Consider the following 16,199-nt stretch of genomic DNA (forward strand, 5'->3'; position numbering starts at 1 on the left):
GGTTTGTCGCAATTTGGACGCAAAAAAAGGCAAGACCGATAACGGTCTTGCCTTTTTGCTGTCAAAGCGGGGCCGGCGCGAACCGGCCCCATGCTAGCGCATTACCGCTCTTTATTTGCGGCTGCCGGTGGTGAGGAAGCCCGAGTCGTGCGGCGTCGTCACCGACTTGGCCAGCGATTCGGCCGTCGACGTCATCGCCGCGTTCGCACCGCTCACCTTGTTGCCGTTGGCGTCGAACTGCTTCATCACGTCGACCATCGTGCCGACCGAAGCCAGCAGGCCGGTCTGCGCGCCCGCCAGGTTCGGCAGGGTCAGGCCGCCGGCCGCCACGCCCGCATCGCCGGCGTTGAAGGCCGTCATCGCCTGGACCATGCTGCCGACCTTGCTGCTCAGCGAGGTCGCGGTCGCCGCGGCTTCCGCGGCCGACTTGTCGGTCGTGAACCACACGTCGCCCGTGGCGGCCGTGGAGCCGTCGGTCTTCGTGAAGGTCGACTGCATGCCGATCCAGTTGCCGTTGTCCTTGGCCGCGGTCTTGTCGCCGTTGACGTTGATGCTTGCCACGTTCAGCGACGCCAGGCTCTTCAGCTCGCCCGATTCGCTGACGCCGTCGCCGTTCGCATCGACCCACACCTTCAGGTTGCTGTAAGCAGCATCCTTCGAGTCGATCACGCCGTCGCCGTTCGCGTCCAGCTGGGCCAGTGCTTCGTAGCCGTTGGAGGCGTTCTGGCCGCTCGCCAGCTTCGTCGACGTACCGAACAGCTCGCTACCGTCGTCGATCGAACCGTTGCCGTTGCGATCCAGTGCCAGCAGGCCGTCGGTCGCATCCGCCCAGCCCGTCGTGACCTTGCTGCCGGTCGCGAACAGGTCGAACTGCACGCCCTGGGCGATGCTCTTCGTGTGGATGCCGTCGCCGTTCAGGTCCAGCACGATCGGGCTGCCGACCTTGAGCTGCTGGATCTGTGCCGTCGTCATCGCGCCCACCTGGGCCGACGTCAGCGCATGCACCTGGCCGGTCGTCAGCGCGGCGACCTGCGTCGTCGTCAGACCGTTCTGGATCTGGTTCGTCGTCAGTGCCTGGATCTGGTTCGTCTTCAGCACGGCGATGTCGCGGGTTTCGAGCGTCGAGATCTGGCTGGTCGTCAGCGACGACAACTGGCCGGTCGTCAGCGCCTGCACCTGGCTGGTGGACAGCGCGACGATCTGGTTCGTCGTCAGGCCGTTTGCCACCTGGCTCGTCGTCAGCGCGCCGATCTGCGCCGTCGTCAGCGAGGACAGCTGGTTCGTCGACAGGCCGGCCGAGATCTGCGCGGTGGTCAGCGCCGAGATCTGGCTGGTCTTCAGCGCGATCAGGTCGCGGGTCTCCAGCGCGGCGACCTGGTTCGTCGTCAGCGCGCCCAGCTGGGCCGTCGTCAGGGCGGCGGCATCGGCCGACGTCAGGGCGACGATCTGGTTCGTCGTCAGGCCTGCCTGCACCTGGGTCGTCGTCAGCGCGGCGATCTGGTTCGTCTTCAACGCGGCGACGTCGGCGGTTTCCATCGCGGCGACCTGGTTCGTCGTCAGCGCGGCGACCTGGGCCGTCGTCAGCGCGCTGGCCTGGACCGTCGTCAGCGCGACGATCTGGTTCGTCGTCAGGCCTGCCTGCACCTGGCTGGTCGTCAGGGCAGCGATCTGGGCGGTCGTCAGCGAAGCCAGTTGCGAGGTCTTCAGACCGGCCGAGATCTGGTTCGTCGACAGTGCCTGGACCTGGTTGGTCTTCAGCGCGGCGAGGTCGGCGGTTTCCATCGCAGCCACCTGGTTCGTGGTCAGGTTACCGACCTGGGCCGTCGTCAGCGCGGCAGCCTGGGACGTCGTCAGCGCGACGATCTGGTTCGTCGTCAGGCCTGCCGAGATCTGGTTCGTCGTCAGCGCGGCGATCTGGCTCGTCTTGAACGCGGCGAGGTCACGGGTTTCCAGCGCGGCGACCTGGTTCGTGCTCAAGGCGACGGTCTGCGCGGTGGTCAGCGCGCCAGCCTGGGCCGTGGTCAGGGCGACGATCTGGTTCGTCGTCAGGCCCGCGGACACCTGGTTCGTCGACAGCGCGGCGATCTGGGCCGTCGTCATCGACGACAGCTGGTTCGTCGTCAGGCCGGCCGAGATCTGGTTCGTCGTCAGCGCCTGCACCTGGCTCGTCTTGAACGCGGCGAGGTCGGCGGTTTGCAGCGCGGCGACCTGGTTGGTCGTCAGCGCGGCGGTCTGGCCGTTGGTCAGTGCGGCGGCCTGGGCCGTGGTCAGGGCGACGATCTGGTTCGTCGTCAGGCCGGCGGACACCTGGTTCGTCGTCAGGGCGGCGATCTGGGCCGTCGTCATGGCGGCCACGTCACGGGTCTCCAGCGCGGCGACCTGGTTGGTCGTCAGGTTGGAAGCCTGTGCGGTCGTCAGGGCGGCAGCCTGGGCCGTCGTCAGGGCGACGATCTGGTTCGTCGTCAGGCCAGCCGACACCTGGTTCGTCGTCAGCGCGGCGATCTGGGCGGTCGTCATCGACGACAGCTGGTTCGTCGACAGGCCGGCCGAGATCTGGTTCGTCGTCAGCGCGGCAACCTGGTTCGTCCTGAACGCGGCGAGGTCGGCGGTCTGCAGCGCGGCAACCTGGTTCGTGGTCAGCGCGGCGGTCTGGTTCGTCGTCAGCGCGCCAGCCTGGGACGTGGTCAGGGCAACGATCTGGTTCGTCGTCAGGCCTGCGGACACCTGGTTCGTCGTCAGCGCGGCGATCTGGTTCGTCTTCAGCGACGCGAGGTCGGCCGTTTCCATCGCGGCGACCTGGTTCGTCGTCAGCGCGCCGACCTGGCCGGTCGTCAGGGCACCCGCCTGGTTCGTGGTCAGGGCGACGATCTGGTTCGTCGTCAGGCCTGCCGACACCTGGGCGGTCGTCAGCGCGGCGATCTGCGCGGTCGTCAGCGAGGAGAACTGCGCCGTCGACAGGCCGGCCGAGATCTGGTTCGTCGTCAGCGCGGCAACCTGGCTCGTCTTGAACGCGGCAAGGTCGACGGTCTGCAGCGCGGCAACCTGGTTCGTGGTCAGCGCGGCGGTCTGCGCGTTCGTCAGTGCGCCTGCCTGGGACGTGGTCAGGGCGACGATCTGGTTCGTCGTCAGGCCTGCCGACACCTGGTTCGTCGTCAGCGCGGCGATCTGGTTCGTCTTCATGGCGGCCAGGTCGGCCGTTTCGATCGCGGCAACCTGGTTCGTCGTCAGCGCGCCGACCTGGCCGGTCGTCAGGGCACCCGCCTGGTTCGTGGTCAGGGCAACGATCTGGTTCGTCGTCAGGCCAGCCGAGACCTGGGCGGTCGTCAGCGCGGCGATCTGCGCGGTCGTCATCGACGCCAACTGGTTCGTCGTGAGGCCTGCCGAGATCTGGTTCGTCGTCAGCGCGGTAACCTGGCTCGTCTTGAACGCGGCGAGGTCGGCGGTCTGCAGCGCGGCAACCTGGTTCGTGGTCAGCGCGGCGGTCTGCGCGTTCGTCAGTGCGCCTGCCTGGGACGTGGTCAGGGCGACGATCTGGTTCGTCGTCAGGCCAGCCGACACCTGGGCCGTGGTCAGCGCGGCGATCTGGGCGGTCGTCATCGACGCCAGCTGGTTCGTCGTCAGGCCGGCCGAGATCTGGTTGGTCGTCAGCGCGGCAACCTGGTTCGTCTTGAACGCAGCGAGGTCGGCGGTCTGCAGTGCGGCAACCTGGTTCGTGGTCAGGTTGGCGGTCTGCGCGGTGGTCAGCGCGCCTGCCTGGGCCGTGGTCAGGGCGACGATCTGGTTCGTCGTCAGGCCGGCGGACACCTGGTTCGTCGTCAGCGCGGCGATCTGGGCCGTCGTCATGGCGGCCACGTCACGGGTCTCCAGCGCGGCGACCTGGTTGGTCGTCAGGTTGGAAGCCTGTGCGGTCGTCAGGGCGGCAGCCTGGGCCGTCGTCAGGGCGACGATCTGGTTCGTCGTCAGGCCAGCCGACACCTGGGCGGTCGTCAGCGCGGCGATCTGGGCGGTCGTCATCGACGACAGCTGGTTCGTCGACAGGCCGGCCGAGATCTGGTTCGTCGTCAGCGCGGCAATCTGGTTCGTCCTGAACGCGGCGAGGTCGGCGGTCTGCAGCGCGGCAACCTGGTTCGTGGTCAGCGCGGCGGTCTGGCCGGTCGTCAGCGCGCCTGCCTGGGACGTGGTCAGGGCAACGATCTGGTTCGTCGTCAGGCCTGCGGACACCTGGTTCGTCGTCAGCGCGGCGATCTGGTTCGTCTTCAGCGACGCGAGGTCGGCCGTTTCGATCGCGGCGACCTGGTTCGTCGTCAGCGCGCCGACCTGGCCGGTCGTCAGGGCACCCGCCTGGTTCGTGGTCAGGGCGACGATCTGGTTCGTCGTCAGGCCAGCGGACACCTGGGCGGTCGTCAGCGCGGCGATCTGCGCGGTCGTCAGCGAGGAGAACTGCGCCGTCGACAGGCCGGCCGAGATCTGGTTCGTGGTCAGCGCGGCAACCTGGCTCGTCTTGAACGCGGCAAGGTCGACGGTCTGCAGCGCGGCAACCTGGTTCGTGGTCAGCGCGGCGGTCTGCGCGTTCGTCAGTGCGCCTGCCTGGGACGTGGTCAGGGCGACGATCTGGTTCGTCGTCAGGCCTGCCGACACCTGGTTCGTCGTCAGCGCGGCGATCTGGTTCGTCTTCATGGCGGCCAGGTCGGCCGTTTCGATCGCGGCAACCTGGTTCGTCGTCAGGGCGCCGACTTGGCCGGTCGTCAGGGCACCTGCCTGGTTCGTGGTCAGGGCGACGATCTGGTTCGTCGTCAGGCCAGCCGAGACCTGGGCGGTCGTCAGCGCGGCGATCTGGGCCGTCGTCATCGACGACAGTTGTGCCGTGGTCAGGCCGGCCGAGATCTGGTTCGTCGTCAGCGCGGCAACCTGGCTCGTCTTGAACGCGGCGAGGTCGACGGTCTGCAGTGCGGCAACCTGGTTCGTGGTCAGCGCGGCGGTCTGCGCGGTCGTCAGTGCGCCTGCCTGGTTCGTGGTCAGGGCGACGATCTGGTTCGTCGTCAGGCCTGCGGACACCTGGGCCGTGGTCAGCGCGGCGATCTGCGCGGTCGTCATCGACGCCAGCTGGTTCGTCGTCAGGCCGGCCGAGATCTGGTTCGTCGTCAGCACGGCAACCTGGTTCGTCTTGAACGCAGCGAGGTCGGCGGTCTGCAGTGCGGCAACCTGGTTGGTCGTCAGCGCGGCGGTCTGCGCGGTCGTCAGCGCGCCAGCCTGCGAGGTGGTCAGCGCGACGATCTGGTTCGTCGTCAGGCCGGCGGACACCTGGTTCGTCGTCAGCGCGGCGATCTGGTTCGTCTTCATGGCGGCCAGGTCGGCCGTCTCGATCGCGGCGACCTGGTTCGTCGTCAGCGCGCCCATCTGGCCGGTCGTCAGGGCGCCTGCCTGGTTCGTGGTCAGGGCGACGATCTGGTTCGTCGTCAGGCCTGCGGCCACCTGGCTCGTCGTCAGTGCGGCGATCTGGGCCGTCGTCATCGACGACAGTTGTGCCGTGGTCAGGCCGGCCGAGATCTGGTTCGTCGTCAGCGCGGCGACCTGGTTCGTCTTGAACGCGGCGAGGTCGGCGGTTTGCAGGGCTGCAACCTGGTTCGTCGTCAGCGCGGCGGTCTGCGCGGCCGTCAGCGCGCCCGCCTGCGAGGTGGTCAGGGCGACGATCTGGTTCGTCGTCAGGCCGGCCGACACCTGGTTCGTCGTCAGCGCGGCGATCTGGTTCGTCTTCATCGCGGCCAGGTCGGCCGTCTCGATCGCGGCGACCTGGTTCGTCGTCAGTGCGCCCATCTGGCCGGTCGTCAGGGCACCCGCCTGGTTCGTGGTCAGGGCGACGATCTGGTTCGTCGTCAGGCCGGCGGCCACCTGGCTCGTCGTCAGCGCGGCGATCTGGGCCGTCGTCATCGACGACAGTTGTGCCGTGGTCAGGCCGGCCGAGATCTGGTTCGTCGTCAGCGCGGCGACCTGGCTCGTCTTGAACGCGGCGAGGTCACGGGTTTCCAGCGCGGCTACCTGGTTCGTGCTCAAGGCGACGGTCTGCGCGGTGGTCAGCGCGCCAGCCTGGGCCGTGGTCAGGGCGACGATCTGGTTCGTCGTCAGGCCCGCGGACACCTGGTTCGTCGACAGCGCGGCGATCTGGGCCGTCGTCATCGACGACAGCTGGTTCGTCGTCAGGCCGGCCGAGATCTGGTTCGTCGTCAGCGCCTGCACCTGGCTCGTCTTGAACGCGGCGAGGTCGCGGGTTTCCAGCGCGGCGACCTGGTTCGTCGTCAGCGCGGCGGTCTGGCCGTTGGTCAGTGCGGCGGCTTGGGCCGTGGTCAGGGCGACGATCTGGTTCGTCGTCAGGCCGGCGGACACCTGGTTCGTCGTCAGCGCGGCGATCTGGCTCGTCTTCATGGCGGCCAGGTCGGCCGTCTGCAGCGCGGCGACCTGGTTCGTGGTCAGCGCGGCGGTCTGGGCCGTCGTCAGGGCACCTGCCTGGTTCGTGGTCAGGGCGACGATCTGGTTCGTCGTCAGGCCAGCGGACACCTGGTTCGTCGACAGCGCAGCGATCTGGGCCGTCGTCATCGAGGACAGCTGGTTCGTCGTCAGGCCGGCCGAGATCTGGTTCGTCGTCAGGGCGGCAACCTGGCTCGTCTTGAATGCGGCGAGGTCACGCGTTTCCAGCGCGGCGACCTGGTTCGTCGTCAGCGCGGCGGACTGCGCGGTCGTCAGCGCGCCTGCCTGCGAGGTGGTCAGCGCGACGATCTGGTTCGTCGTCAGGCCGGCCGACACCTGGTTCGTCGACAGCGCGGCGATCTGGTTCGTCTTCATGGCGGCCAGGTCGGCCGTTTCGATCGCGGCGACCTGGTTCGTCGTCAGCGCGCCCATCTGGCCGGTCGTCAGCGCGCCTGCCTGAGCCGTGGTCAGGGCAACGATCTGGTTCGTCGTCAGGCCAGCGGACACCTGGGCGGTCGTCAGCGCGGCGATCTGCGTGGTCACCATCGACGCCAGCTGGTTCGTGGACAGGCCGGCCGAGATCTGGTTCGTGGTCAGCGCGGCAACCTGGCTCGTCTTGAACGCGGCGAGGTCGGCGGTCTGCAGTGCGGCAACCTGGTTCGTGGTCAGCGCGGCGGTCTGCGCGGTGCTCAGTGCGCCTGCCTGGGACGTGGTCAGGGCGACGATCTGGTTCGTCGTCAGGCCAGCCGACACCTGGTTCGTCGTCAGCGCGGCGATCTGGTTCGTCTTCATGGCGGCCAGGTCGGCCGTTTCGATCGCGGCGACCTGGTTCGTCGTCAGGGCGCCGACCTGGCCGGTCGTCAGGGCGCCCGCCTGGTTCGTCGTCAGGGCGGCAATCTGCGTGGTCGTGAGGCCGGCCGAGATCTGGGTCGTGGTCAGGACAGCCAGGTCACGGGTTTCGATGGCCTGCAATTGGTTGGTCGTCAACGCACCAAGCTGCGTCGTCGAAAACGCAGTCAAGTCGGAGGTCGCGAGAGCGACGATTTGGGAAGTAGTCAGCGCCTGTATCTGGGCGGTGCTCATTCCGGTGATAACTGATGCCATGGTCGATGAACCTTTAATATATTGAACGTTGTCCGAATGATCGCCGCCCGATGCGCGATATCAGTAAAAGACTATTTCCCTAAGGATACATTTTATTGGTGCGCTTACGAATGCTTTACGGCAACAAACCGGCCAACTTGAGGCATTTTCGGTTGTTTTTTCTCCACAACGCTCTCTCAACCACGCTTTTTATCCCTTCGATAATTCATCCGGATCGGCTTTTCCAGCCAAGCGGCGCTTGACGTTTCTTGCGTTGCCGTTAGGAAATTGCTTTCGGCAGAAGTGAAAGGCGACGGCCGGACGGCTGCCATTAAGTCCGCAGAGAAACTTTCTTGCAATTCAATGTAGTTGCAAGATTGCCAATCGTTTGGCGACGGGCGACGGTTCGGGCGAGGTTGTCGTACGATAGACACAGTCCCGTTCAACCACGTATCCCATGCTCCCGAATACTCGCCTGATCCTCTTGCTGCTCGGCCTGCTCGGCGCCAGTGCGACGCTGCTCGCCGCCGAGCGCGGCGCCCGTTCCGCGCCCGTGACGCCGGTGCCCAGCCTCGATGTGCCGCGCTACATGGGCGCGTGGTATGAAATTGCAAAATACCCGAACAGGTTTCAGAAACAATGTGCCAGCAACACGACGGCGCATTACAGCCTGCAGCCGGACAAGACCGTGCAAGTCATCAACCGCTGCCGCCGCGCGGACGGCACCATCGACGAGGCGGTGGGCACGGCGCGCCAGCTGGGCGGCCCCATGTCGCCCACGCTGAAGGTCCGGTTCGCGCCGGCCTGGCTGTCGTTCCTGCCGATGGTGTGGGGCGACTACTGGGTGATCGACCTCGATCCGAACTACCAGCTGGCCGCCGTCAGCGATCCGGGGCGGGAGTATTTGTGGATCCTGGCGCGCACCCCGACCGTGTCGCGCCAGGCGTACGGCGCCCTGCTCGAGCGGCTGGAGCGGCAGGGGTTCGACCTGAGCAAGCTGGAGATGACGCCCCAGGCGGCGTACTGACAACACTCGGCGGCCGCGCCGGCGCCAAACGCTTGCCAACGGCGTGTTATTTACGGAAACTAGTTATTTCAATTTTGCAAATGACTGCCGTTGATGCCGAAGACCGCCGCGCGCGTGTCGCGCCTGTATGAAGTGATGGACCTGATGCTGGACTCGGTCGGCGATCCGCTCGCACTGAAATCGCTGGCGGCGTCGGCCAGTTATTCGTCGTTCCACTTCGACCGCATCTTCCGCGAGCTGACGGGTTTCTCGGCCGTCGAATACCAGCGCAAGCGCCGCCTGCGCCGCGCCGCCCACCTGCTGCGTCACGAGCCGGACGTGCCCATCGTGCGCATCGCCCAGGATTGCGGCTTCCCGTCGAACGCGGCGTTCGCCAAGGCGTTCAGGCAGCAGTTCGCGATGTCGGCCAAGGCGTGGCGCGAAGGGGGATGGCGCGATTACATGGACCAGCAGGTCGGCCGCGAGAGCGACGTCAGCTTCTTCGTGGCCGAGCCGGACGACCTGGAAGCGATCCTGGCGCCGTACTGCCCGCCCGAACCGGGCACGGTCGCCGCGCGCATCGCCGTGCGCAACCTGCCGGCGCTGACCTTGCGCTACCAGCGCTTCTTCGGCCAGTCCGGCGCGGCGCTGTCGTTCGCCTGCCACGACTTCATCCAGGAGCGCGAGACGGCCGACGGCCTGCCCGCCAGCACCCCGTGGTACGGCGTGTTCGACGAAGACCCGGGTTTTACGGGCGAACGGGAATACTGCTACGACTTCGGGTGCGCGGACGATACCGTGCTCGATCCCGGCCTGGGATTACGCGTCCTGCCGGCCGGCACCTACGCCTGCCTCGACTTCGACGACGAATGGCCGCGCTTCCGCTCCATGTACGAGGACTGGCTCGACAAGCAGGCCGTCTGGCGCCTGGACAGCACCCGGCCGCACATCCAGAAGGTCGAACGCACGCCGGAGGGCCGCTGGCGCGGCTGGCTGGCGCTCCCGGTCAAGAAACGCTGATCGACTGGTCGGGTGGGCACCCCGTGCCCACGCGTAGCGCATGCGCCTTGCCAGCGCCGCGCGTGGGCGGAGGCCGCCCACCCAACCTTGACGTCTTCGTAGAGTGGGCACCCCGTGCCCACGCGTAGCGTTTGCGGCTTGCCAGCGCCGCGCGTGGGCGGAGGCCGCCCACCCTACCAGTCGAAGCCGCGCGTGGGCGGAGGCCGCCCACCCAACCTTGACGTCTTCGTAGGGTGGGCACCCCGTGCCCACGCGTAGCGCATGCGCCTTGCCAGCGCCGCGCGTGGGCGGAGGCCGCCCACCCTACCAGTCGAAGTCGTCGGGGATCTTGAAGTCCTTGTAGGGATCGTCCTCGCCTTCCGCGACGGCTTCGGCGGCTTTATTCACGCGCACGACGCGCTCCGGCGCCCGTTCCGCGATCTTGTCCGCGATCACGCGCGGCACCAGCTCGAAGCCGCCCGCGTGGGCAACGATCGACAGACGGCCGGCCACCAAGTGGTCGCGCACGGCCGCGGAGACGTGGATACGCTCGATCTTCGTGCCGATCGTGAAGTTGTAGACGACGTCCAGGCTGCCCTTGCCCTTGGGCTGGCGATTCACCTGGATCATCTGCGTGATCTGCGCCTCGACGGCCTTCGCGGCGGCGGCCGCGTCGCGTTGAGCGTTCAGGGCGCGGGCACGCTCGGCCTGCTGGCGCTGGGCCTCGAGCACCGCCTCCTTCGTCTCGTTGACGCTCGTGACGCCCGTGCGGCGCTCGATCTTCTGCTGCTTGGCTTTTTCCTGGTTGACGACCTTGACCTTCTTCTTGTCGACCAGCCCGGCCTTCATCAGCTGCTCCTGCAGGGAAACCATCCTTGACTCCATCAACGAACGTGGGAATCCTCCAGCATAGCAAACCTGACGGCTTCGCAACAGCGGTCGATCAGCCCGCCGGCTGGGCCAGGAAGAAGCGCAGCATCTCGGCCGACGCATTCGGCCCGGACGCATCCGTGTACGAGCCGGCCGGATCGCCGCCCGCCCAGGCGTGACCGGCACCGTGCACGACCCAATGTTCCGCCACCGCGCGGCCGTCGTCGTCCAGCGCCGTCGTGCGCGTGTGGCCGCGGCCCGAACCGGCCGTGCCGCGCTCCTCGATCTCGCGCACGGTCCCCTCGCCCAGGAACTGGCGGACCAGCACCTCGCCGTTGGAGGGATGGACGACGGCGTCCTGGTCGCCATGGAACACGATCAGCGGCACGCGGCGGCGCAGCGTCCGGCTCGCGCCGTGCAGGTGCTTGCCCTTCATCGCGTTCAGCCCCGACATCAGGTCGCGCGCGGCGCCGACCGGCAGGCCGGAATGCACGCCGACAGCCGCATACAGCTCGGGATACGCGGCGCCCATGACGGCCGCCATCGCGCCGCCCGCCGACAGGCCGGCCACGTAGACGCGGCGCGGGTCGGCGCCGTATTCGTCCACGATCTTGCGCGTCATGCCGGCGAGCACGGACGGCTCGCCCTGCTCGCGCGCCTGGTGCGCGGCGTCGAACCAGTTCCAGCAATTCGAACTGTTGGCGCCGCGCTCCTGGTCCGGGTACAGCACCAGGCAACCGTGTTCTTCCGCGAGCCGGTTCATCGCGGTGCCGGCCGCGAAATCGGCGGCGTGCTGCTGGCAGCCGTGCAGCATGACGACGAGCGGCCGCGGCCCGGATGCGGCTTTCTCCGGCACATACAGGCGGTAGCGGCGCGTGCCCGCTGCGTTGCTGAACGAGCCTTCGAGAAATTGACCAGGTGCGTCAGGCGTCACCGGTCGCGGACTCTTCCGCAAGCCGTCGAAACGCGCACGCCAGTCGCCGGACGGCGAGGTGCCCTTCGCGGTGGCCGGACGGCGCAGCCAGTCCGGCACGCCGTTCAGGTCGGCGAATGGCGCACGCGCGCCCGGTTGCTCGGCAAAAGGCGGCGTGAACGGCGTACCCGCTTGCGCCCCCGGCATCAGCCCGGCGGTGCGCAGCGCGTCCTGGATCAGCGCGGTGGCCGCGGCCGGGTCCTTGCCCTGGCCCGAGCGCACGGCGCCCAGGATGTTTTCAACAAATTGTTCATATGGTTTCATGGTGTTCCTCAGGAATGGATGCGGTCCGCGAGCGCGGACTTGACGGCGGCCGGCGCGAAAAATGCGCCGAGCACCTGGATGGAGGCGATCGCCGCACGCGCCAGCTCGGGCGTGACGTCGTCGTCGATGGTGGCGAGGCCCAGCACGTGGATGTCGAGCTGCTCGCCGGCGGCGACGCCCGCTTCCAGTTCCGCCTTCGTGTAGCGCTGCATGCCCATCACGAAGCGCTTGCGCGTGACGGTCTGGCGGATCGCTTCGCCGTGCTGCTGCAACTGGTTGCGGATGGCCGTGCGGACGAAATCGGTACGGTTCGTATAAAAACCTTCCGCCACGAGCAGGTCCATCTGCGCCAGGTCGACGAGGCCCAGGTTGATGGTGACCTTGTCCGTGTCGGGAAATTTGGGTTTGGTGTCGACGAGCTTCATGGTGTCTCCGCAGTGTTTATACGCCCATTATACTCCAACCGGAGTATGAACGGAGTATAACTGCGAATCATCGAAGTGCGGTATAATATTCCTTCCGGATATAAAGCCGGCCCACTCCTTCCCTCCCACCCCCACGCCCGGCACCCGCCGCGCGCCCCGCCCCCAAGGACCCCCAATGGCCAAAGAAGAACTCATCGAAATGGACGGCATCGTCCAGGAAATCCTGCCGGACTCGCGCTTTCGCGTCGACCTGGACAATGGACACAAACTGATCGCTTACACGTCGGGCAAGATGCGCCAGCACCATATCCGCATCCTCGCGGGCGACCGCGTGACGCTGGAGATGTCCGCGTACGACCTGAGCAAGGGTCGCATCACGTTCCGCCATATCGAGAAGCGCAACGCGCCACCGGCGCGCCGTCCGGCCTACCGCCGCTGACGTCAGTCCTGCGCGGCCGGCGCCATGTTCACGAACCGCGTGAGTACGAGCACCGGCAGCGCCGACAACACCACCCACAGGAAGAAGTGACGGTAGCCCAGCGCATGCTGGATGTCGCCGCTGACCACCTTCGACAGCACGAAGCCCAGCTGCATGAACCCGGACCCCAGCGCGTAGTGCGCGGTCTGGTAGCGGCCGGGCGCGATCACCTGCATGATGAACAGGATCATGCCCACGAAGCCGAACCCGTAGCCGAACATCTCGGTCGACAACGCCGCCATGACGAGGCCCAGGTGCGACGGTTGCGCCGCGCTCAGGTACCAGAACACGAGGTTCGGCACGTTCATCGCGAGGATCAGCACGAGCATCGCGCGCTTCAGGCCCACGCGCGCCGTGAACCAGCCGCCAAGGATGCTGCCGACCAGGAAGGCCGCCGTGCCGGCCGTGCCGTAGATGGCGCCCACTTCCTGCGTCGACAGGCCAAGGCCGCCGGCCGCACGCGCATCGCGCAGGAACAGCGGGCCGATCGTCTGCACCTGCCCTTCCGCGAGACGGAACAGCAGGATGAACACGATGCCCATCCAGATGCCCGGCTTGGCGAAGAATGCGCGCACGACGTCCACCAATACGTCCACGCTGCCACGCATCGACGCGCCGGCGCCCGTCCTCACGGTCTCGGGCAACGCCCACACGTGATACAGCCCGAGCCCCGCCAGCAAGGCGCCCAGCACCCCGAACACGGTGGCCCACGCGGCCGGGGGACCGATGCGCTGTTCGAGGAAACCGGCCAGGATCACGAGCCCGCCCAGCGACAGGAACTTGGCACCGTTGAAGAACGCGCCCTGCCAGCCGGCGTACGCGCATTGCTGGCGCTCGGACAGGTTCGCGATATATAGACCGTCGGCCGCGATGTCGTGCGTGCTGGACGCGAACGACACGATGGCCAGCAGCCCGATCGCCAGCCCGAACCACGCGGGCAGCTGCAGCGCGAGGGCCAGCGCCGCGAGCGCGATGCCGCCCGTGACCTGCAGCACGACGACGACCCGCTTCTTGCTCGGCGCGAGTTCCAGGAATGGACTCCACAATGCCTTGAACACCCACGCGAGGCCGAGGACGCCGGTCCAGCGTGCGATCTGCTCGTTGGGCACGCCCATGCTCTTGAACATCAGCCCCGCCACGAGGGCGACGCTGAAGAACGGCAGGCCCTGCGCGAGGTACAGCGTGGGCACCCACGCGAGCGGGTGCCGGTGCGCCTGGGGTGTCAGGTGGTCGGGACGGATGCTATCCATGGGAATCCAGTGCGATGACGACGGTTGCGCTCTTGCGGCCGCGCGTGTCGAAGGTGGCGACCTTGAACACGGCGGCGCCCTGCCCTGCCGCCACCGGTCCGGTGTAGCGCGGGCTGGCGGCATCGGGCTCGCTGCCGTCCAGAGTGTAATGCAGCGCGAGGCCCGGCAGGGCCACGTTCGCGTAAAACGTCCGGCCATCGGCGACGGCGCCCGGCGGCGGCAACCGGTAGCCGTAGGCCAGCGGCGCGCGGTCGAGTCGTGCCAGCTCGCGCTGGCCGAGGCGGTTGGCGAATTCGTTCCACGCGTCGTCCATGGCGCGTGTACGCGCCCCGGCATCGTCGATCGCGCACCAGCCGGGATCCGGCGCCCACGCCCGCTCCGCCAGCGCCACGAGGCGCGGCGCGGCCAGGTATTCGATGCGGTCGCGCGAGCGGGCATTCTCTCCCCACAGCTGTCCCTGCAGGCCATTGACGCGGCGCCGGCCCGCGGCCGTCAGGCGCGTCATCGCGGCCAGCCGCCCGGGCGGCACGCTTCTCCCCATCGGGTCGGCGGCCGCGCTGACGATCATGTCCAGCGGGCAGAAGCCAAACGCATGGCGCGTCTCCACGAAGCCGGCCCAGTAATAACCCGGCTCCTGCGGATCCTTCGCATACGCGAGGTCGAAATACAGGTTCGCGGCATTCGCCAGCACGACGTCGTAGCCCGCATTGGCGAGTCGGTACGCGACGTCTTCCTTGCCCGAGCCCCACGCGTTGTTCCATGCATAGACCTGGAAACCGGGGCCGCCGTCCTCGTACACGAGCGCCGTCTCTTCCCAGCCCGCGAACGCGAGGCCGTGGCGCGCGAGGATCGCGCGGCAGCGGTCGACGAAATCCGCCTGCAGCTGCGCGATACGGGTCCAGCCGCGCTCGCGCATCAGCGCCCGGCACCGCGGCGAGCCTTCCCACGCGCCCAGCGGCACCTCGTCGCCGCCCGTGTGGATCGTCCTGAGCGGCACGCCGGCCTCGCGGTACAGCGCCGCGACGTGGGCGACGACGGTGTCGATGAAGCGGTCGACGGACGGCAGCGCGATGCAGATCACGTTGTCGCGCCACAGCTGCACGGATTCGTAGACGGAGACATCGTACGGGTCGCTCAACAGGTAGCGCTCCGCGCCTTCGATATCGCCCTGCGCGCGCAGGCGGTCGTGGCGCGCGCGCATCGCCAGCACGGCCGCGCGCGCGTGGCCCGGCATGTTGAATTCCGGGATCACCTCGATGTGGCGTGCGTGCGCATGGCGCAGGATGCCGATGAAGTCGTCCGCGTCGTAATAGCCGGTGCCGGACGATGTGTCCACGTTCGCGCCCGAGCCAAAGGATGGCGGCAGGGTGTGGCCGCAGGCCGCGCCCCGTTTGCCGCCGATCTCCGTCAGCTCCGGCAGCGCGTCGATCCGCAAGCGCCAGCCTTCGTCGTCCGTCAGGTGCAGGTGCAACCGGTTCAGTTTATAGCGCGCCATGCAGTCGAGCAGGCGCTTGACGGTCGCCACCGATGCGAAATGGCGCGCCACGTCGAGCATCATGCCGCGGTAGCCGAAGCGCGGCGCATCGAGCACGCGGCCGCACGGCAGACAGCCGTCCGCATCCAGCAACTGGGCCAGTGTCTGGATGCCGTTGAACACGCCGTGCGCGCCGGCGCCGCGCACGAGGATCGTGTCGGGGCCGATGTCGAGGCGGTAGGCCTCCGGCCCGTCCGCAGCCACGCTGCCGATCTCCAGCAGGATGCGCGCGCCGTCGTCCTCCGGCAGGTCGTCCAGCAGCGCGCGCAGCAACGCCGCTTCGCCGACCAGCGCGGCGCCGGCCATGATCTCGCTGGACGCCGACAACCGACTGCGCACCGCCGTGAACCGGGCCGAGACGGGCGTCGGCGTGATGCGCCCGACGTCGTCATCCGGCAGCAGGCGCAGGCCGCTGTTCTCGCGCCAGCGCCAGGCCGCGTCGGCCGGCGGCAGCACGTCGCGCGCATGGCGCTGGAGCTGTTCCGGCCGCGCGAACGGCGCGACGTCCGCGTCGCCCAGGTCGACCGTGCGCCCGTCCGCTTCGACGAGATAGAAGCCGAGCGGCGCGTCCGTCAGGCTGATGGCCCAGAACTGCGCCTCGTAGCGCACGTCCAGCATCTCGCCGGGCTGCCACGGCGACGGCGCCGTGCGGCGCAGCGCGAACAGGTCGCCGTTCACGTGCTCCAGGTCGAAGCCCGCGCTCACGCTGCCGGCCAGCACGCGCCGGCACGCGTTGAAGTACACGGTCCATCCCGCCGCGATCGGCGCGCCCGACACGTTGGTGAGCGTCAGGCGCGCCGCGAACACGTCGTCCGCGACGAGGTTGGACACGCACGCCCACGTCACGACGACCCT

9 protein-coding genes are annotated in these 16,199 nt (G+C 68.0%); 3 read left to right on the forward strand and 6 right to left on the reverse strand.

The features are described from left to right. Positions 1-111 precede the first annotated feature (111 nt). Positions 112-7,566, reverse strand: a complete 7,455-nt coding sequence (locus ACL58G_RS00670) for a beta strand repeat-containing protein (protein WP_440964623.1) — start codon at positions 7,564-7,566, stop codon at positions 112-114. A gap of 436 nt (positions 7,567-8,002) precedes the next feature. Between ACL58G_RS00670 and ACL58G_RS00675 the strand changes: the two genes are divergently transcribed. Then, on the forward strand, positions 8,003-8,572 hold the full coding sequence (locus tag ACL58G_RS00675; protein ID WP_440964624.1) for a lipocalin family protein: 570 nt from the start codon (positions 8,003-8,005) through the stop codon (positions 8,570-8,572). A 93-nt stretch (positions 8,573-8,665) separates the two neighbouring features. Then, positions 8,666-9,571 (forward strand): helix-turn-helix domain-containing protein, encoded by a 906-nt coding sequence (locus ACL58G_RS00680; RefSeq protein WP_413386413.1) that lies wholly within the window; start codon positions 8,666-8,668, stop codon positions 9,569-9,571. A 303-nt stretch (positions 9,572-9,874) separates the two neighbouring features. On the opposite strand, the gene ACL58G_RS00685 is transcribed toward ACL58G_RS00680, so the two are convergent. From ACL58G_RS00685 to ACL58G_RS00695, 3 genes are all read right to left on the reverse strand, one after another. Further along, positions 9,875-10,423 carry a DUF2058 domain-containing protein gene (locus ACL58G_RS00685; protein ID WP_440964625.1) on the reverse strand — a complete coding sequence of 183 codons (549 nt, stop codon included), beginning with the start codon at positions 10,421-10,423 and terminating at the stop codon, positions 9,875-9,877. Positions 10,424-10,493: 70 nt separating this feature from the next. Beyond that, on the reverse strand, positions 10,494-11,657 hold the full coding sequence (locus tag ACL58G_RS00690) for an extracellular catalytic domain type 1 short-chain-length polyhydroxyalkanoate depolymerase (RefSeq protein WP_440964626.1): 1,164 nt from the start codon (positions 11,655-11,657) through the stop codon (positions 10,494-10,496). An 8-nt stretch (positions 11,658-11,665) separates the two neighbouring features. Then, positions 11,666-12,082, reverse strand: a complete 417-nt coding sequence (locus ACL58G_RS00695; RefSeq protein ID WP_413346532.1) for a CopG family transcriptional regulator — start codon at positions 12,080-12,082, stop codon at positions 11,666-11,668. Positions 12,083-12,257: 175 nt separating this feature from the next. Between ACL58G_RS00695 and infA the strand changes: the two genes are divergently transcribed. Then, a complete protein-coding gene (infA, locus tag ACL58G_RS00700; RefSeq protein WP_413345493.1) occupies positions 12,258-12,521 on the forward strand; it encodes a translation initiation factor IF-1 in 264 nt (87 codons plus the stop codon). Between the two features lie 2 nt (positions 12,522-12,523). On the opposite strand, the gene ACL58G_RS00705 is transcribed toward infA, so the two are convergent. Both ACL58G_RS00705 and ACL58G_RS00710 read right to left on the reverse strand, forming a co-directional pair. After that, entirely contained in the window at positions 12,524-13,810 is a 1,287-nt protein-coding gene (locus ACL58G_RS00705) for an MFS transporter (protein WP_440964627.1), read from the reverse strand. Continuing rightward, positions 13,803-16,175: a family 20 glycosylhydrolase gene (locus tag ACL58G_RS00710; RefSeq protein ID WP_440964628.1), complete on the reverse strand. Its 2,373-nt coding sequence runs from the start codon at positions 16,173-16,175 to the stop codon at positions 13,803-13,805. The genes ACL58G_RS00705 and ACL58G_RS00710 overlap by 8 nt, the downstream gene beginning before the upstream one ends. Between the last annotated feature and the right edge of the window lie 24 nt (positions 16,176-16,199).

The organism is Massilia sp. GER05 (assembly GCF_052056005.1).
GTDB lineage: Bacteria > Pseudomonadota > Gammaproteobacteria > Burkholderiales > Burkholderiaceae_D > Telluria > Telluria orientalis.